The sequence below is a fragment of the Fibrella forsythiae genome (assembly GCF_017353175.1).
In the GTDB taxonomy this organism is placed as follows: Bacteria; Bacteroidota; Bacteroidia; order Cytophagales; family Spirosomataceae; genus Fibrella; species Fibrella forsythiae.
Window position 1 is genome coordinate 58,220 of record NZ_JAFMYW010000010.1, and the last position, 24,630, is coordinate 82,849.

General features: G+C 54.3%; 20 protein-coding genes. 10 read left to right on the forward strand and 10 right to left on the reverse strand.

Going from position 1 to position 24,630, the window contains the following annotated elements; all coding sequences use genetic code 11:
• Positions 1 to 11 precede the first annotated feature (11 nt).
• Positions 12 to 1,907: a T9SS type B sorting domain-containing protein gene (locus J2I46_RS26195; RefSeq protein ID WP_207332057.1), complete on the reverse strand. Its 1,896-nt coding sequence runs from the start codon at positions 1,905 to 1,907 to the stop codon at positions 12 to 14.
• Between the two features lie 255 nt (positions 1,908 to 2,162).
• On the opposite strand from J2I46_RS26195, the gene J2I46_RS26200 reads away from it, so the two are divergent.
• From J2I46_RS26200 to J2I46_RS26220, 5 genes are all read left to right on the forward strand, one after another.
• On the forward strand, positions 2,163 to 3,389 hold the full coding sequence (locus J2I46_RS26200; RefSeq protein WP_207332058.1) for a bifunctional 3,4-dihydroxy-2-butanone-4-phosphate synthase/GTP cyclohydrolase II: 1,227 nt from the start codon (positions 2,163 to 2,165) through the stop codon (positions 3,387 to 3,389).
• Between the two features lie 147 nt (positions 3,390 to 3,536).
• Positions 3,537 to 5,654, forward strand: coding sequence for a BatA domain-containing protein (locus tag J2I46_RS26205; protein WP_207332059.1), 2,118 nt, complete (start codon positions 3,537 to 3,539; stop codon positions 5,652 to 5,654).
• A 132-nt stretch (positions 5,655 to 5,786) separates the two neighbouring features.
• A complete protein-coding gene (locus tag J2I46_RS26210; RefSeq protein ID WP_207332060.1) occupies positions 5,787 to 6,590 on the forward strand; it encodes a TauD/TfdA family dioxygenase in 804 nt (267 codons plus the stop codon).
• Positions 6,587 to 7,579 carry an aldo/keto reductase gene (locus J2I46_RS26215; protein WP_229379960.1) on the forward strand — a complete coding sequence of 331 codons (993 nt, stop codon included), beginning with the start codon at positions 6,587 to 6,589 and terminating at the stop codon, positions 7,577 to 7,579. The genes J2I46_RS26210 and J2I46_RS26215 overlap by 4 nt, the downstream gene beginning before the upstream one ends.
• 26 nt (positions 7,580 to 7,605) lie before the next feature.
• A complete protein-coding gene (locus J2I46_RS26220; protein WP_207332061.1) occupies positions 7,606 to 8,370 on the forward strand; it encodes a glycosyltransferase family 2 protein in 765 nt (254 codons plus the stop codon).
• A 70-nt stretch (positions 8,371 to 8,440) separates the two neighbouring features.
• On the opposite strand, the gene J2I46_RS26225 is transcribed toward J2I46_RS26220, so the two are convergent.
• Positions 8,441 to 8,875 carry a hypothetical protein gene (locus tag J2I46_RS26225; protein ID WP_207332062.1) on the reverse strand — a complete coding sequence of 145 codons (435 nt, stop codon included), beginning with the start codon at positions 8,873 to 8,875 and terminating at the stop codon, positions 8,441 to 8,443.
• 128 nt (positions 8,876 to 9,003) lie between these two features.
• Here J2I46_RS26225 and J2I46_RS26230 point away from each other — a divergent pair, with 128 nt between their 5' ends.
• Positions 9,004 to 9,972, forward strand: a complete 969-nt coding sequence (locus J2I46_RS26230) for a YheT family hydrolase (protein WP_207332063.1) — start codon at positions 9,004 to 9,006, stop codon at positions 9,970 to 9,972.
• Positions 9,973 to 10,111: 139 nt separating this feature from the next.
• Here J2I46_RS26230 and J2I46_RS26235 read toward each other — a convergent pair whose 3' ends face one another.
• The 4 genes from J2I46_RS26235 to J2I46_RS26250 all read right to left on the reverse strand — a co-directional run bounded on the left by J2I46_RS26235 (position 10,112) and on the right by J2I46_RS26250 (position 14,613).
• Entirely contained in the window at positions 10,112 to 10,348 is a 237-nt protein-coding gene (locus tag J2I46_RS26235) for an acyl carrier protein (protein ID WP_207332064.1), read from the reverse strand.
• Between the two features lie 140 nt (positions 10,349 to 10,488).
• Positions 10,489 to 11,793, reverse strand: a complete 1,305-nt coding sequence (locus J2I46_RS26240) for a TolC family protein (RefSeq protein WP_207332065.1) — start codon at positions 11,791 to 11,793, stop codon at positions 10,489 to 10,491.
• 107 nt (positions 11,794 to 11,900) lie between these two features.
• On the reverse strand, positions 11,901 to 13,511 hold the full coding sequence (locus J2I46_RS26245; protein ID WP_207332066.1) for a DHA2 family efflux MFS transporter permease subunit: 1,611 nt from the start codon (positions 13,509 to 13,511) through the stop codon (positions 11,901 to 11,903).
• A gap of 13 nt (positions 13,512 to 13,524) precedes the next feature.
• A complete protein-coding gene (locus J2I46_RS26250) occupies positions 13,525 to 14,613 on the reverse strand; it encodes an HlyD family secretion protein (RefSeq protein ID WP_207332067.1) in 1,089 nt (362 codons plus the stop codon).
• Between the two features lie 175 nt (positions 14,614 to 14,788).
• On the opposite strand from J2I46_RS26250, the gene J2I46_RS26255 reads away from it, so the two are divergent.
• Positions 14,789 to 15,271 carry a MarR family winged helix-turn-helix transcriptional regulator gene (locus tag J2I46_RS26255; protein WP_207332068.1) on the forward strand — a complete coding sequence of 161 codons (483 nt, stop codon included), beginning with the start codon at positions 14,789 to 14,791 and terminating at the stop codon, positions 15,269 to 15,271.
• Between the two features lie 94 nt (positions 15,272 to 15,365).
• Here the strand turns inward: J2I46_RS26255 and J2I46_RS26260 are convergent, their stop codons facing one another.
• The 4 genes from J2I46_RS26260 to J2I46_RS26275 form a co-directional block, all read right to left on the reverse strand.
• The gene (locus tag J2I46_RS26260; protein ID WP_207332069.1) at positions 15,366 to 16,235 is read right to left on the reverse strand and encodes a geranylgeranylglycerol-phosphate geranylgeranyltransferase; all 870 of its coding nucleotides are present in this window, start codon (positions 16,233 to 16,235) and stop codon (positions 15,366 to 15,368) included.
• A gap of 77 nt (positions 16,236 to 16,312) precedes the next feature.
• The gene (locus J2I46_RS26265) at positions 16,313 to 17,149 is read right to left on the reverse strand and encodes a hypothetical protein (RefSeq protein ID WP_207332070.1); all 837 of its coding nucleotides are present in this window, start codon (positions 17,147 to 17,149) and stop codon (positions 16,313 to 16,315) included.
• Positions 17,150 to 17,273: 124 nt separating this feature from the next.
• Positions 17,274 to 20,597, reverse strand: coding sequence for a S41 family peptidase (locus J2I46_RS26270; protein WP_207332071.1), 3,324 nt, complete (start codon positions 20,595 to 20,597; stop codon positions 17,274 to 17,276).
• Positions 20,598 to 20,730: 133 nt separating this feature from the next.
• On the reverse strand, positions 20,731 to 22,242 hold the full coding sequence (locus J2I46_RS26275) for an amidohydrolase (protein ID WP_207332072.1): 1,512 nt from the start codon (positions 22,240 to 22,242) through the stop codon (positions 20,731 to 20,733).
• A gap of 260 nt (positions 22,243 to 22,502) precedes the next feature.
• Between J2I46_RS26275 and J2I46_RS26280 the strand changes: the two genes are divergently transcribed.
• From J2I46_RS26280 to J2I46_RS26290, 3 genes are all read left to right on the forward strand, one after another.
• Entirely contained in the window at positions 22,503 to 22,931 is a 429-nt protein-coding gene (locus J2I46_RS26280; RefSeq protein WP_207332073.1) for a response regulator, read from the forward strand.
• A 90-nt stretch (positions 22,932 to 23,021) separates the two neighbouring features.
• The gene (locus tag J2I46_RS26285) at positions 23,022 to 23,420 is read left to right on the forward strand and encodes a response regulator (RefSeq protein WP_207332074.1); all 399 of its coding nucleotides are present in this window, start codon (positions 23,022 to 23,024) and stop codon (positions 23,418 to 23,420) included.
• Between the two features lie 234 nt (positions 23,421 to 23,654).
• Positions 23,655 to 24,623 carry an HNH endonuclease gene (locus J2I46_RS26290; RefSeq protein WP_207332075.1) on the forward strand — a complete coding sequence of 323 codons (969 nt, stop codon included), beginning with the start codon at positions 23,655 to 23,657 and terminating at the stop codon, positions 24,621 to 24,623.
• Positions 24,624 to 24,630: the final 7 nt, after the last annotated feature.

The following is a 24,630-nucleotide window of genomic DNA, read 5'->3' on the forward strand; positions in this document are numbered from 1 at the left end:
CGCAAACCGGTTTACCGAATCAGCAATACCTGCCCGGTTCGTTCAAAAGCACGGCCCGTTGAATCAATTACGCGGATCCGGTATCCGTAATAACCCGATGTGGCCGGGCTGCCGTTTACCTCGCCGTTCCAGCCGGTGGTGTTTTTGTCGGTGCTGTTGTAGACCACATCGCCCCAGCGGCTGTAGACCGTCATCTCGAACGTATCCCAGAAAGCCATCAGGCCTTTAGCCATAAACGATTGATTTTGCGCATCGCCATTGGGTGTAAACGCGTTTGGCACAAATACACGCAGGCCAAGCTCCACCTCTGCCGGGTTCGAATAGCTTTCGATACCCGCTTTGTTGATCGCGGCAATTTGGTATTGGGTAACCTGACTGTCGGGGTCGGGCTGGTAGGTGGTTACATTGCCAAGCGACTTTTTATCGGAAGCGCCCGTAACCGGATCAATGAAAATGACCTGATAGTTCTGGGGTGGCTCATTGGAATAGGGGGAGGCCGATGTCCAGCTGATTGACCCATTAGGGTTCTTTGTCAGCAGTATAGTGCAGGCTGGTGCGGTTGGTTTCGACAACGCCCCGCACGAATTACGAATGGCTACCTGGTAGCAATAACTCTGGCTGTTTGTCTGCGCTGTAGCATCCAGATAAGATCGGTCGTCGCCAATACCCAACGGATTGAAAGCGCTACCGGCCCCATCGGCCCGGGTAATGACGAGTGTGTATGGCGAAGGCAAACCCAGTGTAGGCAGAGTAGCCTGTACGTTTACCCCGTTCGGTTGCACCGATACATAAGCCGACGTAGGTGATACCACGGAGCCGTTATCGGAACCAGATACGCAGGTAGACATTGACCGAACCGTTGTTGGCGACGTCGTCGTGTTTCTTATAATGGCCTCCAGAATGTAACAGTACGATTTGTTGCAGGTGATATTGCCAATATCTGTGTATGCATTTATCGCCTGGTTCCGGGCTGAGAAGATAGGCGGACCACTATTTCTATAAACACGATAGGTATCGAAAGTGCCACCTTTGCCAGCATAGGGTTGCCACTTAAGTACGTTCTGCTTGTCTTCGGCCGTGCCGGTGATGACCAGGCTGCAAACTTCGGTAGAGCGCCGTTCAGACCCTCCGCAGGCATCTTTGGCCACCAGCTGGAAGCAATTCGCAGTGGCTGGGTTGGCTGGAATCGAAAAGCTGCCGCCCGACGTACCTGTCAGCCCGGTTGGCGCATAGATGCCGCCCGCATCTTTCTGGTAGAGTTCCAGGCTGTACCCGTCTGGCCCCTGAAAATCGACAGTTGCTTTTGTCGCATCAGATGTCAGCGCCAGAATGTTCGGATCAACAACTGACGTTGTCTGTAACTTAACGTTCTGCACAGCCGGAACGCTCGTACAGGCATTGGTATAAGAGCCGGATACCTGGACAACATAATTGACTGCGGTCCCTGTGTAAGTATGAGTAATTGTTCCCGTAGTCGTTGATCCATTAAGAACAACAGTAGACGTGGGCGTGCCGTCACCCCAGTTGATCGACAGGAAATTATAGCGAATTGTTTCAGCGTCTAACTTGTACGTAAGCCTGACAACGCCATTAGAGCAGGTTGTTGTACTAAACGAAACGAGGGCGACTGGCAGCACTTCTACTACCCGGCAGGCGAACGTACCTGTAGCATTGCTACCGGCCGCAACCTGTAAAATAGTGTAACTGCCTGGGTTTGTATAAATGTAGCTGGTAGTAGCCACACCACCCGGTATGCCATTTCCACTGTACTGATACACGTACCTGATGTTTGCCAGTGAAGCAGGTACGCCTGTGATTGTAACGGGTTTGCCAGCGCATACCTGCGGTTGGACCGTGAAGCCACCCGTTTCTGCCGTGGTTGATGTTGGGCAGAAATTTTGTGCCAAACTTGGTAGTGTATTGACTGACAGGGTTATAAGTAGCGCCAGTAAGCGCCATTGCCTGTTCCAGAATCCATTCACGGTATAGTGTTGTTTCGTAGCTACTTCCTCGTTGATCTTTACCCTTAACGCAATTCCCGGTGTTTTCGCGCATCTGACGAAACGTATCTTTGCCGGACAGAGTTTTCTAACTTAGTGGATAGTGGTGATATAAAATGGAGCAAATAACTCGCCAAAAAGCACTGCCAATTCCAATTACCTATGGACAAAGATACGGGCACTAGCCAGTTAGATCGAATAGAAGAAGCCATCGCCGATATCCGTGCCGGTAAAATTGTACTGGTTGTCGATGACGAAGATCGTGAGAATGAAGGGGATATGATCTGCGCCGCGGAGCTGGTTACCCCCGAAATGGTTAATTTTATGGTAAAAGAAGGGCGCGGACTGATGTGCGCTCCCCTAACCGATCAGCGTTGCCGCGAACTGGGCCTCGACATGATGGTGACCAGCAATACCTCCGTACACACAACGCCGTTCACCGTTTCGGTCGATTTGCTGGGTCATGGTTGCACCACCGGCATCTCGGCGTCTGACCGCGCCAAGACCATCCGCGCCCTTGTTGATCCGGCCACGGTGCCGGATGATCTGGGGCGACCGGGCCATATTTTTCCGCTACGGGCGGTTGATGGAGGCGTGATCCGTCGGGCAGGGCATACCGAAGCGGCTATTGATCTGGCACTGCTGGCCGGTTTGCAGCCTGCGGGCGTACTCATCGAAGTGCTGAACGAAGATGGTACCATGGCCCGCCTGCCACAGTTACGTATCATGGCCGACCGCTTCAACATGAAACTGGTCAGCATCCAGGACCTGATCTCGTATCGTCTGCGCAAAGAAACCCTCATCAAACGCGAAATCGGCGTTGATATGCCCACCGAATGGGGGCACTTCGATCTGATAGCCTACCGCCAGAACGATACCGATGATACCCATCTGGCCCTGATCAAGGGCAAATGGGAACCCGGCGAGCCAGTGCTGGTCCGTGTTCATTCATCCTGCGTTACCGGCGATATTTTTGGCTCATGCCGCTGCGATTGCGGTGCCCAGTTACACGCGTCGATGGAAATGGTGGAGCGCGAAGGCAAAGGCGTAGTACTCTACATGTTTCAGGAAGGGCGCGGTATTGGTCTGCTCAATAAGCTGAGAGCCTATAAGTTACAGGAAAGCGGCCGCGACACGGTTGAAGCCAACCTGGACCTTGGCCTGCCAATGGATGCCCGCGATTATGGCGTCGGTGCGCAGATCCTTCGCGATCTGGACGTGCACAAGCTACGGTTAATTTCAAATAATCCGAAAAAGCGAGCCGGCCTGATGGGTTACGGTCTGGAAATTGTAGAGACAGTACCGCTCGAAATGCCAACTAACCCCCACAACCTGCGCTACATGACAACGAAGCGTGATAAAATGGGGCATACCATTTTGAAAGGGTAAAGGCTAAACGAGCATTTTAAACAGGATTACGGGATAGACTGGGGCCTTTTCACTAAGAAATCCTGTCCAATCCCGTAATCCTGTTTAAAATGGTGACTGTTCTACCCCTTAGCACCCTAACTTGGGGCTTGAAAGCGTTACGCCTCTATGAGTTTCCTATTTCCGTCGTTTTTGTGGGGATTGCTGGCCCTTGCGGTTCCGATTGCCATCCATTTATTCAATTTTCGGCGTACCCGTCGGGTTTACTTTACCAACGTAGCCCTGTTGCAAACGGTACAAACGACCACGCGGTCGTTCCGGCGGCTACGCGACTGGCTGATCCTGCTGGCTCGCTGCCTGTTTCTGGCCGCCCTGGTGGCCGCTTTTGCGCAGCCGTTCATTCCGTCGAAAAGCAGCCTTGGCTTATCACGGCAGGGCGCTACCAGTCTGTATATTGATAATTCGTTCAGTATGCAGAACGAAGAGGCCAACAACGCTCCGCACCGCCGCTACATCGATATCGCCGTAAGTAAACTCGATCAGTTGCTCACTCTGTTCAGGAACGCTACGTCGTTGCAACTGTTGACGAACGATTTCTCAGCCGATGAGCAGCAGACGGCTACGGCCGAAGCCATCCGCGATCGGCTGGCGTCTGTGAAACTAGCCCATACACCACGCACGCTGGAGGCCGTATACCGCCGTCAGCGTAACTTGCTGGCCAGTACGGGGCGCGGCGGCACCCATCAGTTGTTCTGGTTTTCAGACTTTCAGAAAAGCACGGCTGGCGATCTTCGCCGCCTGAAAATAGACACGGCCGACCGCTTGTTCGTGGTGCCCGTCACGGCGCAGGCAGAACGCAACGTGGCCGTTGACTCCGTCTGGCTCACAACGCCGTTTGTGCGCGAAATGCAGAACAATAGCCTGAACGTTCGGTTGCACAACAGCGGGAAGGAGGCAGTACAGAACCTGCCCATTCGGCTTTATCTCGATGACGTACAGGCTTCTACGGCCTCCGTCAATCTGCCTGCCAACGGCACCAGCGATGTAACGCTGACAGTAAACGTCACCAAAAAAGGCTTTCACCGGGGCCGCGTTTTTTTCGACGATCAGCCCATTACATTTGACAACGACTACTACTTTGTCATCGAAGCATCACCTGCCATTCGGGTATTGCACCTGTTCGGTCAGAAAACTACGCCAGATTACATCCAGGCTGTTTTTGAGAACGACAGTCTGTTCGCCTTCCGGCAATTTTCGGCGCAGAACTTCGATGTTGGTCAGCTAAAAGGAACCGACCTGGTTGTGCTCGAAGGCGTTTCCCAGGTGTCAGGTACGTTGCGCACTGAACTCGATCAGTTTGTGAAACAGGGGGGGAGCATGGTCGTTATTCCACCCGCCCGCCCTGATGGCGCCAGTTACGGCCCCTTTTTAAGCAGCCTGAACGTACCTGGCGTGCAGGTGAGCCCGGCCGATGCCGCCCCGATTCCTGTTGCCGAACCCGACCGGCGTAATCCGTTTTTTGCCGATGTGTTTCAACAGGGATTCCGGCAGGAGGTGCTCAATATGCCGCAGGCTGCGCCTGTCTGGCAATGGAATGGCGGTGACCGGCTACTCACGCTTCGCAGCGGGCAGTCATTCCTGACACAGTCGCGTGTGGGCGGTGGCACGGCGGGGCAACAGGGGCAGCTCTATATCCTGGCCAGCCCGCTCAGCGCCGATTACGGTAATCTGGCCCAACATGCGCTGTTTGTGCCGGTGATGTACAAAATGGCGGCTCTGAGCGTACGGCCCCAACGTACTGCCTACTCGTTTGACGATAACGTGCTGACTTTTCCGGCAGTAGCCAACGCAGGCAATGCGGCTGATCGGGCGGTATACAAACTGAAAAACAAATCGCTGGAAATCATTCCGGTGCAGCGTGTGGTGGGCAATCAGCTCATCCTCGAACTACCCAAAGCCAACCAGCTGACGGCAGGCCAGTCGGTTGATGCGGGCTATTACGAACTGCAACGTACCGGCGAGAACGGAGCGCCCCAAACAGAACGGATCATCGCCCTGAATCATGGCCGGGCCGAGTCGCAGATGGCTTTTTACAGCCCCGCCGAATTACGTCAGGCATTTGCCAATCAGCCCAACATAGAGGTCTTCGACAGCATTCAGGACAGTGATTTTGGGCAGGCGCTGGAACGCGAAAATCTTGGCACTAATCTATGGCCATACTGCATAATGGCAGCATTGGCCTTCCTTTTGCTAGAAATCCTGCTGGTTCGCCTGTTGAAAGCCTGAACAGGGTAGACAATAACCCGGTTTGTTTTTACCTTCGCCCTGCATACCGTTTAAGTAGGTTGAGAGCCGGAAGTGGCTTGGCAGCAGAGGGTTATCATCCACCATTTTTACGAAACGAAACGCAAGCTCGATATGAACTTCTTTGCTAAAGTAGCGTACACTACGCTCGATGAAACAATTGAAAACGTAAAGCAGGCCGTGTTAACCAACAAAGTGGTTCACCTGTCTGATTTCAAACCCGATCTGCCTGTCCACGACTTCTATAGCCGCCTGTCAGAAACAATCGGCAAAATCCACGCCGCTGATGAAGACATCGCAACCGGTCAGCAAACCGGAAACCGCTGGATTGATATTACTTATAACCCCGAAATTCCTGATCGGTACCGGTCGAGCAACACGCGGCAGCCAATGCACACCGACGACTCGTATGTAGAGTTGTATGACGAGGTAGCCGTGAATTTTTTTTACAGCGCGTCGCAGGCTAAACTGGGTGGTGCCACCACGTTCATTGATCTGCCAACGCTGGTTGAGTGTCTCCAGCTGGATGGTGCTACCGACCTGCTCGACGAACTGATGCGCACTGAGGTAGTGCACTCGAAAGGTGGTATGCGTAAGGTGAGAAAACCGCTCGACAAAGACGAAGAGGGTTATCTGGCCAACTGGAATTATTACTGCCTCGACCGGGAAGAAAATTCGCCCGAAGTGCTCGACATGTGCGAACGCTGGCAGAAATTCCTGGAAACCCGCATTATAGAGTCTGGCATTGTGATGCCCGTTGTGTTGAAACAAGGCGAATGCGTCTTCTTCCACGACGACCGGGTGATGCATGGCCGCAATGCATTCTTTGCTGAATATCCTGGTCAGCGTAGCCTGATCAAAGGTAAAATTATTCTGTCGGCTGCCGGTCAGACTAGCGATCCGGCTATGACAGTATGAGTGACGCCGAAGCGACGACTACCTATCCGTCAGCCATATCTCGGCTGGGGATAGGTACGTGGCAATTGGGTGGCCCTAACTACGTTGGCGATAAGCCAACGGGTTGGGGCGCCGTAAACGAAAAGGAGGCCGTTCGGGCTATACAACAGGCGCTCGACGAAGGCGTTCGGTTCATCGATACGGCCGATAGTTACGGGGCCGGTCAGGCCGAAACGTTGGTGGGGCAAGCGCTGGCCGGTCACCATCAGTCGGCATCGTTGGCTGTTGAAATTTGCACCAAGTTCGGTAATCGTCGGGATGCCAGCGGGCAGCCTACGCAGGACTACAGCCCAACGTACCTGACCGAAGCCGTTGACGCCAGCCTGCGCCGGTTACAGCGCGATACGCTTGATATCCTGCTGCTGCATAGCCCGCCCGATGCGTTTGACTGGTCTGTCTATGACCCTGCGCCATTCGAGGCTCTTATTCGGGCCGGAAAAATAAAATCGTACGGGGTTAGTTCGCGTTCTGTGTACGGAGCCAGACGCGTAATGGAAGCCGGATTTGGCTCCGTGCTGGAAGTGATCTATAATGCCCTCGACCGCCGGGCCGAAACCGTTCTGTGGGACGATCCGGCCGCCACAGCCTACCGGTTCATTGCGCGGGTGCCGCTGGCATCGGGCTTCTTAAAGGCAACGTACCTGGAGCAGGACCCCGTCTTTCCAACTGATCAATACCGGCATTACCTGCCCGATCGTGACCGTCAGTGGCTGCTCGATAGTGCCCGGCAACTGGCTTTTCTGAATGAACTGGAAGGCGGTATCAGCGCGGCGGCAGTACGGTTCTGCCTGAGCCACCCGGCCATATCGGTCGTTATCCCCGGTGTTCGATCAGAAGAGCAGGTAAGCAGTCATAGTCGGGCAGTGCGGCTGGGTCCGCTACCTAACGAAATAACGGAACGTATAAAAGTGGCCGTGCCCGATGTGCCATCTCACTGGAAACCAGCGTAACTTTGTCCGTCACCTAATTCTCACTCATGAAGCTAAGTGTAGTTATACCTGCTTACAACGAAGAAGAGTCTATCTCTGAGACTCTACGTGCGTTGTATCAGACGCTTGCCAAGTATGGCATTGATCACGAAATCTGCGTAACCAACGATAATTCGAGGGATAATACGCTGGCCGTTCTGCAAGGGCTGCAAGCCGAAATTCCTTCGCTGGTGATTTTTACAAACCCCGGCCCAAACGGTTTTGGCTATGCGGTGCGCTATGGCCTCGAACGCTTCTCCGGCGATTGTGTAGCCGTATTCATGGCTGATATGTCGGATGATCCGGAAGACCTGGTGAAATATTATTACAAGATGCGCGACACCGGCACCGATGCCGTATTTGGCTCACGCTGGCAGAAAGGCGGTAGCGTTATCGATTACCCGGCCCTGAAAAAAGTCATTAACCGGGTAGCGAACATGATCATCCGGCTGATGATGAACATCCGTTACGACGACACCACCAACGCCTTCAAACTGTACCGTCGCGAAACAATGGAAGGCATCAAGCCATTCCTGTCGCCACACTTTAACCTGACGGTAGAACTGCCCCTGAAGGCGATGGTGCGCGGCTACAGCTACGAGGTAGTACCCAACAGCTGGACTAACCGGAAATACGGCGAATCGAAGCTGAAGATCAAAGAGATGGGAAGCCGTTATTTCTTTATCTTACTTTATTGCCTGATTGAGAAGCATTTCTCACGTGGTGATTTCCGTAAGAAAACAACCAAGCCAGCAGTAGAAGTAAGTCGGTAGGCCAGTCAGAACGTAAGTCGTCAGTGGCGTTGCTGTATCACCTGGTTGAGAAGGGCAGAGCACGTACGACTTATTTAAACAGCCCCGGTATCTGGTACATGCCCCAGGATAACACCACTCCCCAGAAACTGCCGCTCATCAGCATGGCCAGGATAATGCGCGGGATGGGGACCCGGAACGAAATGGCGAGCGCAGTACCACCGATTGGCGTTAAAAGAATGGGCGTTAATAACGCAATGCCGGTTAAACCGGCCCGTTGCCAGATTCGTACGGCCAGTCGGGTACGTTTCGAGAACAAACGGGGTACGGCTTTTCGGTAGCGTGCCTGAATCTGGTTAATGGCCGATCCCGCAAAAAGCACCAGCAATACGCTGGCCATCATACCTACGGCCGAACAAACAGCCGTTTCGTGCCAGCTAAGCTTCAAAGCCATACCCGCCAACGGGCCGCCAATGAACTTAAGCATGCTGGCCAGGGCTACTGAAATGTATTTGGCGTAACTCATAGATTAAGTTGTCGTGTAGCTTCGCTGTCAGTTATTGTTGTACGATCAATGACCATCTGCTGACAGCGAAGCGTACTGATAATAAATGACTACGTCTTCCCTGAACACGGATTAATCACTAGAAGTTAATGCCTGTTATTGCTTCGGCCTATCCTGGTCCGCCACGTTTTCAATATAATGCTCATCTGCAAACAATTATACCCAGTTTAACCCGACGGATTCCGGGCGTAATTTATCAACGGGAACGATTGACGCTCGAAGACGGCGACTTCGTTGATCTGGATTGGCTCCGCACCTCAGCAAACAGACGGCTGGTTGTGTTAACACATGGCCTGGAAGGTGACAGCAGTCGCCATTATATAGTGGGCAGCGCCCGGCTGTTCCACGAACAGCAGTTCGACGTGCTTGCCTGGAACTGCCGGTCGTGCAGCGGTGAAATGAACCGGGCGTTCCGGCTTTATAATCACGGCGAAATTGGCGATATTCATGAGGTGATTACCCATGCGCTTGCCCTGAAACAGTATGACGATGTGGTGCTGGTGGGCTACAGCATGGGCGGTAATATCTCGCTCAAATACGCTGGTGTTCACGGAGCAAACCTGCCATTGGCTATTCGTAACGTAATTGCCATTTCAGCCCCTGTCGATCTGAAAGCGAGTGCGTCGTTGCTCGATCGTCCGTCGAACCGCTTCTATCGCAACCGGTTCATGAAGAAGCTTCTCGTGAAAATAACCCGGAAGGCAGCCCTGTTCCCCGGTCGGCTCAACATGGCCCGGTTAGCGCAGGTACGTGTCTGGAAAGATTTCGATGAGTGGTTTTCGGCCCCGGTAAACAGCTACCGCGATGCCGATGATTTCTATGAACAGGGCTCGGCTATCAACTTCATGCAGAACCTGACTGTACCTACGCTACTGCTCAACGCCCAGAATGACCCCTTACTCTCGCCCGAATGCTCGCCGGTTTGGCTGGCCGATCAACTACCCAATTTCTTCCTGGAAACGCCCCAACTGGGCGGTCACGTTGGTTTTATGATGCCCCGGAGCCTGTTTAGTTACGCCGAACGCCGGGCATTGGCATTTGCAATGGGTAAGAGGTAAAGCGCGTCATGCTTCTCAACGCAACCTGGCCCGTAAGGCAGGAAACTACGTCGCAGCCAACGTACCCAGTTTTACCAAAAAGGGTCTCCGGCACATGGCTGGAGACCCTTTTTGGTAAAACTGGGTACGTTGGTATTAATTAAGCAGCCACAGAAATATGCTGGCATTCCAGGTACGTTAGTACGCCCCCATAGGTGGCCAGCTTGGTATAGTCTTCATCGGGAATACGGATGCCGAACTCCTGTTCTAACTGCATGATCAGGTCAACCGTATCCAGACTATCGAGGCCAAGGTCGCGGGTGAAATGGACGTCAGCAGCCAGTTGCGACTCTTGGATACCAAAGTTTTTGAGGATATTGATGACCTGATTTTTCATGGTGTTAAGCGCTTGTCTATCGTGAATGGAAATAGTACGTCTTGAAGAAGGTGTTTGCTCCGATAACGTCCAAATGCTTGATTTTGTTGCCTATACCACAAACCGATAAATCACAATTTAGGAGTTTTTAATGATCAGGTTTATAACGATTCACCCATTAACCGCTTCAATTCCAGCTGGTTTAGCACTAACTGGTATTGAAAGGCCAATTGACCCAGCAGCGCTTCTTCAATACCGGTTTCGGCACTTTCCAGTTCCACTGCCGTAATCACGCCATTGCGCAGGCGGGTTTGGGCAATCTGAAGGGCCTGACGAGCCTGCAACACCTGCGTATTCAGATTCTGTAGTCGGGTCTGGTTGGCGGCAATGTCGGCGTTGAGCAGGGCAAGTTGCTGCCGAAGTTGTGCGTTGGCATTGTCAACCGCGTAGCGGCTGGCATTCAGGTTGATTTTTGCGGCTTGCTGCTGTAGCTTATAACGCCCACCAGCATAAAGCGGTGCCGAAAAAGAGACCCCCGCTGCCACGTTGAACCGGGGCGTATTCACGTCAGGTACGTATCCGTTCCGGAAACCGCTAGAGCCAACCGCTACCAGACTGGGCCGTCCGGATAGTTCATCGACCCGGATGTCGGTCTGGGCTAACTGTACCCGATCCTGAGCGGCCAGAATATCTTTGTTTCCAGCCTGAGCCAGCTGAAGCTGTCCATCAAGTGCAAATGGCTGAATGATGCCGCTAAATTGCCGGGCATCAGCACCTATCGCCGGGTCAGTATTGCCGGTCAGGTACGTCAGTAAGGCACGCTGCCGATCGAGTTGATTTTGCAGATCGATCTTCCGGTTTTGGGCCGTTTTCAGACGCACCTGCTGCGTAATCACGTCGTATTGTAACGCGTCGCCGTTCTGGAGGCGGGCGCTCAGGATGGTGACATTGTTGGCGGCGGTGCGAATAACCGAATCCTGCACGGTCAGGCTGCGTTGAATAAACCCGATGCCGTAATAAGCCGCTGCCACCTGATAGGTCAGGTTATGGCGGGTCAGTTCCTGCTGACGCTGTATGATGCGCAGGTTATCGCCCGCCCGTTGAACGGCCGCATTGGTCCGCCCAAAATCGTAGATCGACTGCGATACCGACACGTTGGCATTGACGTTATGATTTGGTTGAAACTGCAACTCAACATTCCGGCCATCGACGGGTAGCGTTGCTTTCGGAACGGGGTTGATATACTGGTACGTACCATTAACTGCCACTTGCGGTTTGAGTGCCGTTCGGGCCAGATCGGCCTGTATGCCAGCCGCCTGAATCTGTTGCTCCTGCTGTTTCAGCAACGGAAAATTGGCCGATGCCTGCTGTAACAATGTGGTTAGGTCGGCAGGCAATGCCTGGGGTTGTTGCGCCATGGCCAGAAAAGGCACCAGCAGCAGCATAAAAGTATGGAGTGATTTCATTGTTTTGATGTTTACAGTTTACTGTCTTCCGTCTTCTGTTGCTTTGCAGCGGTTATGCGCCTTAGCGGAGCAACGGAAGACGGAAGACAGTAAACTGACTGACAGTTTTAGTGGGCTGCATCGGCAGCGGCTTTGGCCGTGGCGGCATCCATTTTTACGGCCCGTAGCAGAAACAGCAGCGGAAACGAGATAACGAAGAACATCCCCGCCAGCCGGAACGCATCCAGATAGGCCAGCAGGAGCGACTGCTTCTGAACGGCCAGATCAAGCGTACGGTAGGCACCCGAAACGGCGTCGATCGCGTTCATGCCCTTCGCCGTCAGGGTTTGGGCCATGCCATTGATTCGTTCGGTAGCCAGTGGGTTTTCGGCCGTGATATTGGCCACCAGATCGCCCCGGTGAGCGGCCACCCGCTGGGCAACGTACGTGTTTGTAATAGCTACGCCGAAAGCGCCGCCCAGTTGCCGCATCATGTTGGTAATGGCAATACCCATGGGTAATTGCTGCGGCTTCATACCCGACACCGATGAGTTGATCAGCGGTACGTTCACGAACGCCAGGCCAACGCCCCGAATAAGTAGTGCCTGCACATAATAGCCGTCAGATGTTTCGGTCGTGAACGTCGACATGATAAAGCAGAACGTAGCAAAGGCCACGTACCCAACCATTACGATGTAGCGCGGTGATACGCCTTTGCCGAGCAACCGGCCTACCAGCGGAAAACAGATCGCCGCAATGGCCCCGCCTGGAATCAGCAGACGGCCGGTTTGCGTGGCTGTGAAACCTGCTACTCGCTGCACCATCAGCGGGTATAGCAAAACCGACGTAAACAGACCGTAACCGACAATGAACATCAGAATAGCGCCCACAGCCAGGTTGCGGCTTTTCAGCACACGCAGATCGAGGACCGGTGAGCTTGTGCCGCGCAGCTGCGACCAGATAAACCAGGGAAGGGCAACAACCACGGCTCCGGTCAGGTAACGGATCGTTTCATTATCGAACCAGTCGTCGGCTTCACCCCGTTCAAGCACGTATTGAAGGCCGCCCACGCTAACGGCCAGCAGAAAGATGCCCAGCCAGTCGATGTGTATTGCTGAGCGATCGATGTTGAACTCATCGGCTTTTTTATCGATAAACCGGATGCTTAGGAAGGTAGCGGCTACACCCACGGGAATATTGATGTAGAACATCCAGCTCCAGTGGTAGTTATCGATGATGTAGCCACCCAGCGTTGGGCCGAACGTTGGGCCGAGCACGATTCCCAGACCAAACAAGGCCGAAGCCAGCGCCCGTTGCTGCGGCGGAAAGGCGTCGAACAACAAGCCCTGCGAGGTTGACAGGAGTGCGCCGCCACCAACGCCCTGCAGGAAGCGGAAAAAGACCAGTGTCCAGAGGTCAGGGGCAATACCGCAGCCGTAGGAGGCAATGGTAAACAGGATGATCGAACCGATATAGTAGTTCTTGCGGCCAAAATAACGCTGCAAAAAGCCCGTCATCGGGATCACGATCACGTTGGCAATGCCGTATGACGTAACAACCCAGGAGGCGTCTTCGATGGTGGCACCCAGGCTACCGGCAATGTCGGTCAGCCCTACGTTGACGATCGATGTGTCGATCAGTTCCATGATCGCCGCCGTTACGGCCGTGATCACGATGACCCATCGCCGCAGCCCCGTTGGGAGGGCCGGGGCCGTCGGGGCCTTCAGTGTGGTTTCCATGTGGGCGTTGAGGTTAGTCGGCTACCCGTATGGCTGCATCAACGCTCAGACCGGCGCGAAGCTTGTCTTTGTACTTTTCTGGGTTCAGAATCTCGATCTTGACCGGAACGCGCTGCGTGATCTTAACAAAGTTGCCCGACGAGTTATCGGGCGGAAGCAGCGCAAAACGGGCACCGGTTGCTTCTGACAGAGACGCTACACGGCCCTTTACCTCCAAATTGGGATACGCATCGATCTTGATATCAACGGGTTGGCCAACGACCACTTTCTCCAGCTGCGTTTCTTTCATATTGGCAATAACCCAGAATGTGCTGTCATTCACGATGGTCATCAGCGTTTGACCCGGCTGTACATACTGGCCAACCACGGCATTTTTCTTGCCGATTTTTCCGGTAATGGGTGCCGCCAGTTTGGCGTAGGTGAGGCGAAGTTTGGCGCTTTCAACGGCGGCGGCTTTCACCTTCAGCACCGCCTGCATTTTCTGAATGGCTGCCTGCGCTTTCTGGATACCAGCTTCGGCTACACCCTGCTGGGTACGTGCCAGACCAATCTGCTCCTGGCTATTCTGGTAGGTTTGCGCTTGCACCTCTACCGTGTTGCGCGAATCGTCGAGCTGCTTACGGGTCAGCGACTGGTCATTGTATAAGTTCTGATCGCGTTGCAAATCGGCCTGCGCTTTGTTACGGCGAACAGCCTGTACGGCAGCGGCCGATTGGGCTACTTTCAGGTTCTGAGCCACGTTGCGGGTGGTAGCCTGGGCCGTGGCCAGATCGGCCTGGGCCGTTTTGATATCGGCCAACGTCGACTGGTAATCGGCTTCGGCCTGTTGTAACGCTACTTCATATTCTTGCGGATCGATGGTAAGCAACGGCTGGCCGCGTTTCACCGTAGCATAGTCAGCCACGTCTACTTCCTGAACGTACCCGGCTACCCGCGCCAGCACGGGGGCCGATGTGCCTTCAATCTGTGCATTATCAGTTGATTCGTATTGCTGTCCGCGACGGTAGGCTGTGAAGCCCCAATAGGCGGCAGCCACAATGGCAACCAAACCGATGAGCCGGGGTAAATATGTTTTAACAGGAGATGTTGAGTCAGATGCCATAGATTTAATTAGATGAAGCACGAAAAATCCAGTTGTGAACAGAACGGGCGGGAGCACCCGTTGATGAACCAAGCAAAGGTAAACCGGGTTGACTATAAAAGTCAAGTGAGTTGACTATATTTGTCTATTAATTAATCATTAATCAGTTTGCGACTTATAAAAGTTCGCCACGGTCATGAATTCTGCAGATAGTAAACTCTTCACCTTTGAGATGTTCCGGGAAGTTCGAAGCCGGTCGATGGGGCGTCTTGCCTGGCGACTCAAGCGTTTTCTGGATGAATTTATGGAGCCCCGCTTACACCAGCGTGGATTCACTGACTTTAAGCTCAGTTACCTTCGGCTGGTTGCTAATATTGAGGAGAACGGGATTACCAACAACGAGCTTGCCCGTAAGGCCGACGTGACCAAGCAGATGATGAGCAAGGTGGTTAGCCTGCTTGAGTCAGGGGGGTATATCTACACGAAAAAGGACGAGACCGATTCTCGTGCCAGCCGCATTTTCCTGAATGAGCGCGGCTTTGAGTTATTGATTGGGGTGCACCAATGCATGGAAGAAGCCCACGCGCACTTCAGCACCATCATCGGCCAGGACCGCCTTACGCGCCTAATCGACGATATGAAAGACCTGGTCAACGGCCTCGACAGGGGGGAATGCTAATTGATTTTGGACTGGGGATGTCGGATTGCGGATTCTGCTCCGCTACTTTGAAAAAAGGGCGGAGCAGAATCCGCAATCCGACATCCCCAATCACCTACGCCCACACCATCGTCAGCACGCCCATCAGCATGATCAATTTGCAGAGGTTGCTGAGGTAGCTGTATTCGCGGCGGGTATCAGCCAGCACCAGTTTATATACCAGCCAGGCCACGGGTAAAAGTAGTAGCATGAAAATCCAGCCTAAACGGGGGTTCTGCCAGTGTTCGGCCGTCAGAAAGAGGGTCATGATAAACCCGGCAATGATAACGTAGAGCAGGTATTTGGTGCGCCGGATGCCCCAGACGATTGGCAAGGTGCGGCAGCCGTAGCGGGCATCGCCGCGCACGTCTTCCATATCTTTAATGATTTCCCGAACCACGGTGACTACGAAGGCAAAGGCCGCGTAGACCAGCAACAGGTTTTCGTTCTGTTTGTAATAAACAGCCATCACGATCAGCGACAGCGCCGTCAGGAACGAGACTACGAGGTTGCCGATGAACGGTTGCCGCTTTAAATTGGCCGAATAGAACCACAACAACGACACCGACAGTACATCAACGGCAAATACCCAGCGGCTTAGTAAAAGGCCTAGAAAGCACCCAATTACGTTTAGGGCCTGATGCGCCGTAATGGCCCACCGCCTCTTCAGATATCGTCCAATAATGACCCGCTCGGGTTTATTGACAATGTCGATCTTAACGTCGAAATAGTCATTGATGATGTAGCCCGCCGCCGCAATACATACTGTCGAAAGCGTCAGGATGAACAGCCGGCCATCCAGTAGCAGGTTTGGCCAGTCTTCGCGTGGCCCAATCAACGCAACCCGTGCCAGATACTGCGTGCCGACCACGATCAGCAGGTTCTGCACCCGGATCAGACGCAGAAATCCTTTGATGTAATCGGAAGCAGAAATAGATCGAGTCATATAGTTTAAGAGTCGTAAGTCAGAACAAGTAATACGCCTGGACAGTCGCAACAGTAATACGACGCGGCTTGCCAAACTTATGATTCCTCGACTTTTTCAGACCTTCGTACAAACTTATAACTCCCCGAGTTATAAACAGGAATGTAGCCAAAGTCTATAGCATTACTTTCGTTAAACGGTAGGGGAAGCCAGTCACGGACGTAGCGAATGCCTTCGTTAGGGTGGAGCCAGAATTGCTGCGGGAGTGTCTCGCCCGTTTGGTCGAACCCCAGCTTTCGGTAGCTGGCCCCGTCCGACCAGTCGCGGTCGGCGTAGGTCATGAGGGCGTCGGCGGGGTGATTGGTCAGGTAGGTTTTTACCAGTTTATCCAGCCCGCCCACGACCGTTGTGCCAACGCGACTGGCCATGCGCAGAAGCTCGGCCGAGCGAAACGGCAGACCATTGCGCTGCTGGGTACGTGGTTGAGCAAAGGTGGCTACGGCGACTAGTAATTCGTCGGTGGGGCAATTGGTCAGGTACGTATCCGGTAAGATTCGGTAATACCGCTCGGGTAGATATAGCCCGTAGCGAACCTTACCGGGCAAAGCTACCTGCAAATGATGGTCGTCCAGGAATGCCACTGCCGTTGCCTTATCGATACGCCGCGCCTTTGTTAGCCGCCCCGGAATTCGGATGGAGTGCCCCTGCAAAGCGGCCAGTCGTGAGGCAACTACGGCTGGTTTTTGCCGCTCCACATCTTCCCACAAATGAATGACGCGCTCGCCCTGTTGGGCAAACTGATCGGTCATGTCGCGGAAGAAGAACGTAAAATCCTGTTCCCGCCACAAAGACGCATACGTACCCAGATCGATCCGGTGCAGGTATAGGCCCGGTGCCAGGTACGTTAGCGTGAAGGGTGTGGCTTTTTTTGTCATTCCGACGTCAGGAGGAATCGTGGCGTTCCTTTTGAATACGTCAAGCGGAACCCCACGATTCCTCCTGACGTCGGAATGACAAAAAAAACTATGGAGTAGTTGCTTGCAGGTGCAAACCTGCCATCTACTCCCCGGCCGCGCGCTGATCGCCCTTAGGCATGGCGCGTAGCTCGACGGGGGATTTTTTCAACTGGGCCTGAATGACTTCGATGGCTTTCTCCAACTGCGGATCGGCCCCGTTCTGGCTCAGCTTCGGTGTCATGTCTACGTCAACATCAGGCGCGACGCCTTCGTTTTCGATTTCCCATTTTCCTTCCGGACTGTAAATACCGAAGCTGGGCGACGTAACCGAACCACCATCAATCAGCGACGGGTAGCCCGAAATACCAACCAGACCACCCCAGGTACGTTTGCCTACAATGGTGCCCAGATTCCGGCGACGGAAAAATGCAGGCAGCGCATCACCACCCGAACCGGCATATTCATTCACGATCATCACCTTTGGCCCGTAAATCGACGCGGCGGGGCTGGTAAATGGCTTGCCTTCGCGGGGTGCCCAGTAGCTCAGCAGTGGCCGGTCGAGCATATCCACAATGTAGTCGGCTACGAGGCCACCACCGTTGAAACGCTCATCGACGATAACCGCCTGCTTATCGACCTGGCTGAAGTAATAGCGGTTGAAATTGTCGTAGCCCTGCTGACCTGTGTTGGGCAGGTACACGTAGGCTACCTTACCCCCCGTGGCAGCGTGTACTTTGCGGCGGTTGCCTTCTACCCAATCCATCAGGCGCAGGTTCGTTTCGGCGGCAATGGGCACGACCGTCACTTTCCGCGCACCCGACATCGAAGCGTTTGGCCCCACGGTGAGCGTAATCTGCCGGTCAACGGTATTTTCCAATTGCTGATACACATTGTCGGTGGCCGTCAGTGGCCGCCCGTTGATGGCCAGCAGGTATTCACCCGCTTTCACGCTGACACCCGGTTCGGTCAGCGGGGCGCGGAGGGTTGGGTTCCAGTTTTCGCCGTTGAAGACTTTTTTGAAGCGGTACATACCATCGACCAGCTCAAAATCGGCACCGAGCATACCTACGGGAACGGGCTTACTGTCGGGAATGTCGCCGCCGCTGACGTAGTTATGGCCTACGACCATCTCGCCCATCATCTCGCCGATGAGGTAATTCAGGTCTGAACGGTGCGCTACATGCGGTAGAAAGGGGGCGTACTTTGTCTTGATGGCATTCCAGTCGACGCCGTGATAATTGGGTACGTAGAAATAGTCACGTTCAATGCGCCAGAACTCAGCCAGCATCTGCGACCACTCATGGCGCGGGTCGATCAGCGCCTGCAACGGCGTTACATCGACTTTGCCATCAGCCACGGCTGGTTTACCCGCTGCGTCGGCGATGTTCAGCTTGTCGGAACCAGTCATGAACAGGAGTTTCTTCCCATCGGCCGATACTTCGTAGTCACTCACGCCGGGCAATAAGGCTTCCGTTTTGCGCTCCTTGAAATCGAAGCGGTAGAGGGTTGGTGCGGCGGTGGCGGGTGTGTAGCCAATGTAAAACAGCTTGCCGCCATCGGCCGACTTCAGCTTGTCGATACTTCCTGCCGGAACAGGCAATGCCACGATCCGCTGGCCGATATTCTCCAGATCGATCACCGTTCTGGGTACGTTGGGTATCACCGTCGTAGTAGCAGCCGATTTTGTGACGACCGGTGCGGGTTTCTTCGTTGGCGTGGCGCGGGTGCTGTCGGTGGCCGGCATGGCCGGTGCCTCTTTTTCATCATCCGACTCAGGCGCGAACGGGCTGGCATCTTTGGCGTTCAGTACCACGGCATACAGGTTCTGCGTCACGAGGCCGCGACGGTCCAGACCGGCCATGTCGAGCCAGGCGAAGGAGGGACCCACGTTGGTGCTGGCGGTGAAAATCAGGTATTTACCGTCGCGGCTAAAGGCGAGTGCGTCGGTATGGCTGGCGCCGTCGGTAATGGGCGTGGTCTTGCCCGACGCCAGTTCGTACAGGTGAATCTGATTCAGGTAATTGTCCATCTTCCGCGAGAACGCTACCCATTTCGAATCGGGCGACCAGTCGGCTTCGATGGTCGAATTGGGACCGAATGTGTCGGTGGTGATCTTCACAGGCTTGCGACCCGCCGACAGGTCCATGTACCATAAGTTCAGCTTTTTGTCTTTATACAGAATCTTCTTCCCGTCGGGCGACCATTTGTCGAGGGTGTAAAATGACGGATCGCCCAGCGAAATGGCCTCGGCGGCTTTCTCGCCTTTGGCGTCGCGCAACATCAGCATGTATTCGCCCGTCGCGTCAGACACGTAGGCAATCCGTGCGCCATCGGGCGACCAGAGTGGATTTCGGTCGTGCACGCCGTCGGTAAGGGTCAGGTTGCGCCAGTCGCCTTTTTTAGCGGGTAGTGTATAGATATCGCCGCGTGCTTCAACCACCGCCCGGGCGCCCGTTGGCGATAGGTGGAACGACCGCATCATGTTCCCCACTGGTTTCCAGGTAGGCCGCAAGGCCAGTACGTCGATATTCCCCGCCAGCGATACACGAATGAGTTGTCCTTTGCCGGCGGCCGTCGAAGCAGCCGGATCGAGCAGGAATAGGCGGCCAGCCTGTTCGTACACGAGCGTTTGTCCGTCGGTAGCCAGCGATTTTACGTCGAAGTCGGTGTGGTTCGTAACCTGACGAACCTGTTTGGTGCTTTTGTCGAAGGCGAACACGTTCATGATCCGTTGCCGGTCCGACAGGAAGTAGATGGTGTTGCCCACGTACACCGGCTGCACATCCGACGCGTTGACGTGCGGGATATCCTCCGCATCGAGCGTTTGCAGGTTCAGCATCCGGATGGGCGTTGTCATACCACCCCGATACCGTTTCCAGGTGTTAAACGCGTCGGAGGTGACGCTGTAAGCTAGTTCCTTGCCGTCGGGCGACAGCTTCGCCCAGCTGCCTACCGTCGGAATCGGCAGTAGCTGTGGCAGCTCGCCCTTCGTCGATACGGTAAATGCTTTTGGGGAGCGGGCTGGTGCCGACAGGCTGTTCGAGACAAACAGCACCCGCTGCCCATCGGCCGACCAGCCTTTCGCCGTTTCCGGACTCGGGTGGAAGGTTAGTCGCTTGGGCATACCACCGTTGATGCCAACCAGATAGACGTCGGTGTTCCCGTCATACGTAGCTGTGAAGGCGATGGTCTGTCCGTCGGGTGAAAACTGCGGCCCACTTTCGGCACCCGGACCCACCGTAAGCCGCCGGGGTGATGATCCATCGCGGTTGGCCACCCACAGGTCGCCGCCATAGCTGAACGCCACGTGTGTTTTAGAGAGCGACGGTTGCCGCAACAGCAGTGTTTCGCCAGGTACGTCGGTTTGAGGCTGGGCCGACAAGGGAGCTACGGCAAGGGCAAGGAATGTTGTGAGAAGGTATTTCATATATGTCGATGAGGGTTATTTATGGGTGGTTGTTGGGTGACGATTGCTGGGGCGTATTGCTGACGCAGGCGTAGGGCGGAGGCGAGCCCCGCCCTACGCCTGCGTCAGCAATACGCCCCAGCAATCGTCACCGCTATTTTCTGTAATCCAGCGCGGGTTTGCGATCGCCGAGCAGGGCTTCGTATTTGAAATCAGCCCCGCGTTTTTGAATCCATTCGGCGCGGGCTTTTTCGATAAGCGTGGGGGTGGTGTAGAGGTCGAGCGCAGTAAGGGCCAGCGTTTTGGCGGCGACCAGCATGCCTTTCTGCCCGATGCTCATGCCACTGGCTGCCGTCGACTGCCAGCTGTGAGCCGATGAACCCGGTACCCAGGTGGCCGTTTGCAGGCCCACGGTTGGTACCGTCCAGCTTACATCGCCCACATCGGTAGAGCCGCCGCTGGTGGCGCTTTCCGAGGCGTCGCGGAAATCTTTGATCAGGGCGGCGTTGGTGACGGGTACGCGCTGATCGTCAGGGAAGGTACTCCTGATCTTTTCAGCGAAGGCCGTTTCTTCGGGTGTGTAGGTGATGCCGCCAACGGTTTTCAAGTTGTTGTGCATCACCTCGGCCAGCGTCACGTTGGGTAGCAGGTTGAATACGCCACCCAGCACTTCCCATTCCACTTTGGTGCCTGTTCCCTTGGCGGCCCCTTCGGCGGCATTCTCGATCCGCTTCCAGACACTTTGCAGAATGTCGCGGTCTTTGTGGCGGGCATAATAATACACTTCGGCAAAGGCGGGTACCACGTTGGGGGCTTCGCCGCCTTTCGTGATCACGTAATGAATGCGGGTATCCTGCGGTACATGTTCGCGCATCATGTTCACCATGTAGTCCATCGCCTCAACGCCATCGAGACCCGACCGGCCGCGTTCGGGCGAGGCGGCGGCGTGGGCAGCAATACCCCGGAACCGGAATTTGGCGTTCTTATTAGCCAGCGACGTACCAGCGTCGGCGGCGTTCTGTGAACCGGGATGCCAGTGTAACACCACGTCGACGCCATTGAACAGCCCTTCGCGCACCATATACACCTTGCCCGCGCCCCCTTCTTCAGCCGGGCAACCGTAGATTTTAATCGTACCCGCGTGACCCGCTTTCAGCCAGTTCTTCACTTCGATGGCCGCCGCCATCGACGCTGTACCGAACAGATTATGGCCGCAGCCGTGCCCACCTTTCTGACCCGGAATGGGTGTGAAATCGGGTTTAGCTTCCGTGGCCAGACCGGGTAAGGCATCGTATTCGCCCAGGATACCGATCACAGGTTTACCCGTTCCGTAGGTAGCCACGAAGGCTGTGGGAATGCCCGCTACGCCCGCCTGCACGTCGAACCCCTCTTTCTTTAGCTGTTCCTGAAGCAGCAGTGAGCTTTTTTCTTCCTGGTAGCCCAGTTCGGCAAAGTCCCAGATCTGTTTCGAGATGCCCGCAAATTCCGGCATCCGCTTGTCGAGGTCGGCGATGATCGCCAGTTTGTCTTTGTCGGGCCGCGTTCGGTCGGCGGGCGCGGCCGCCCGATTCGGCGAGCTTACGGTTTTCTTCGATTGAGCGGCCAGTGGTTGAGCCAATGCCAGCGCTGGAAGCAGCAGCGCCTTAGCAAGGAATTGTGTACGCATACAGGTTGTGATGAGTTGGGTACGTGATTAGCGGGGCTACGCCAGAGCAGTCCCGATAATCCCTAAAAATACCAAATTACCGTATAGTCTGGGTAGCTCTACCGAAAAGTCGTCAATCCTGCCACGGTGGTTGAGCTAGATGACTACGGGAAGGTCACGCGTGGTTATTAATCTATAGTCAAACTGGCTTAATGCTGGTTGCTTTCAAACACTTGCCTATAGGTACGTAGTTAATAGACGGTACTCTACTTCAATAAATTATGAATGAAGCTCCTATTCTATTAATCGATTCAGACGAAGACGATCAGGCCATGTTTATCAAAGCGCTGGCCGAGCTGAAATCGCCACACCCACCGTTGTTCTTTGATGAAGGTGAAGCCGCTTTAGAGTACATCACCTCGAGCGAGACCGTGCCATTCCTGATTTTATCAGATGTATCGCTGCTCAAAATGAGCGGTTTAGAAATGCGTCGGGAGATCGAGAAGAGTCCGGCGCTACGCAAAAAATCAATTCCCTTTATTTTCATAACGCACCCCGTCGACGAGCGGACGGTGGAACATGCCTATGAGTTCACTATTCAGGGACTATTTGAGAAGAAAGCTACCTATGCCGAATGGGTTAGTCAGTTGGGGGCAATTTTGTCTTACTGGTCAGCCTGTTATCATCCCAAGCAGTTTCAGAAGACCTAGGTTGCTGAAGAAATGTAGCTTTTAACTTAAACATAACAACATATAAAGAACCCAGTCATGAGCTAGTCTGTTGTATAGACACGTATCCGTATGACCGACACAAAAGCGCAGCACATCTATTTAGTAGATGACGATGAAGACGATCAATTTCTGGTCCAGCATCTTATCAAAGAGCATAGTCCAGAAGCTGTTGTCGATATTTTAGAAGACGGTGAAGCGCTTATCCAGGCGCTTGACCAGACCGATAAGTTGCCCAATCTGGTACTCCTCGATCTGAATATGCCCCGCATGAACGGGATGGAAGCCCTGGAACGCATTCGGGCTAACGAGGCCTATAACGATCTGCCCATTATTATCCTGACAACGTCAGACAGCGAACAAGACCGCAAGAAGGCCCTGCAATTGCAAGCCAGCGACTATCTGGTTAAGCCCGGCTCGGGATATCAAATGAACCAATTGGTATCTGCCATTAAACAAAACTGGTTGTAACACTAAACCATCAGCCCGACAAAACCACCACAATCATTGCACCGGATCCACAAGACCGGGCGACGAACTGTTTGTGCGTTGCGCCAAAGGGTGGGGCAAAAGCCTGTATGTCGCTAGTGACATTGAGTGACATTGGCGGCCGCACCGTTAGTGATGGGTTGATAGCACGAACATGGTCGCAGAATAGGGCACGTACCTGGAATAGGCTATTTTGTGGCGAAATACGCTCACGTTATGCCTAGCCCAATTAATCAGGAACGCCTTGCCTACTACGTCCGGAAATTCACGAAGCTGAAACGGGGCGGCACCCAGTACGGACCAGCGCCCCACAAACCGGTTTTCCTGCTAACGTTGATCGACCTGATTGACCGGCAGTTCATCACCGAAAACCGGATCGGTGTTTCGCCGGAACTGGTGGCCACATTCAAAGAGAATTTTGCGCTGCTGGTGAAGACGGCCAATCACGACGATTTTACGCAGCCGTTCTTTTACCTGAAAAGCGAAGGGTTCTGGTTTTTGCAACCGAATCCCGGTTTCCTGCTTGACACCTATATCCGCACCGTACAAACGCTGAGCGACCGGCTGGCCTACGCCTATCTCGCCGATGACCTGTATACGCTACTGCTGGATACACAGGCGCGAGCGTACTTGAAAACGCTGCTGCTCGATACGTACTTTCCCGTCACGAAAGCAACGTACCTGAGCGTGAAAACCGTCGGACGAAGCTATGTGCAGGACATGGCAACGTACCTGCTGAATGAGAAGGCCGTGCCCTACCAAACCACCCTTTCGCTCACCACCGACGATGACGAAACGCGTTTCATTCGCGGTGGCCTGTTCAAAAAGCTGGTGCCGAAAGTATATGATTTCACCTGCGCCATTTCGGGCCTGAAAGTGATAGCAACGGATGGAGCTACGCTGGTTGAAGCCTGCCACATCATCCCGATCAGCGTCTCCGGCAATGACCATGTGACCAACGGCATCGCCCTCTGCCCAACCCTACACACCGCCTTCGACCGGGGCATGATCGGCATAGACGATCGCCTCCGCGTCCTCGTCTCCCCCTCCATCGCCGAAAACCCCACCAGTCCCTACAACCTCCGCCAGTTCCAAAACCAACCCCTCCGCCTCCCCTTCGGCGAGATGCACTACCCCAACCGCGAAGCCTTCGCATGGCATCTACAGGAGCGGTTTAGGGGATAGGGTAGTC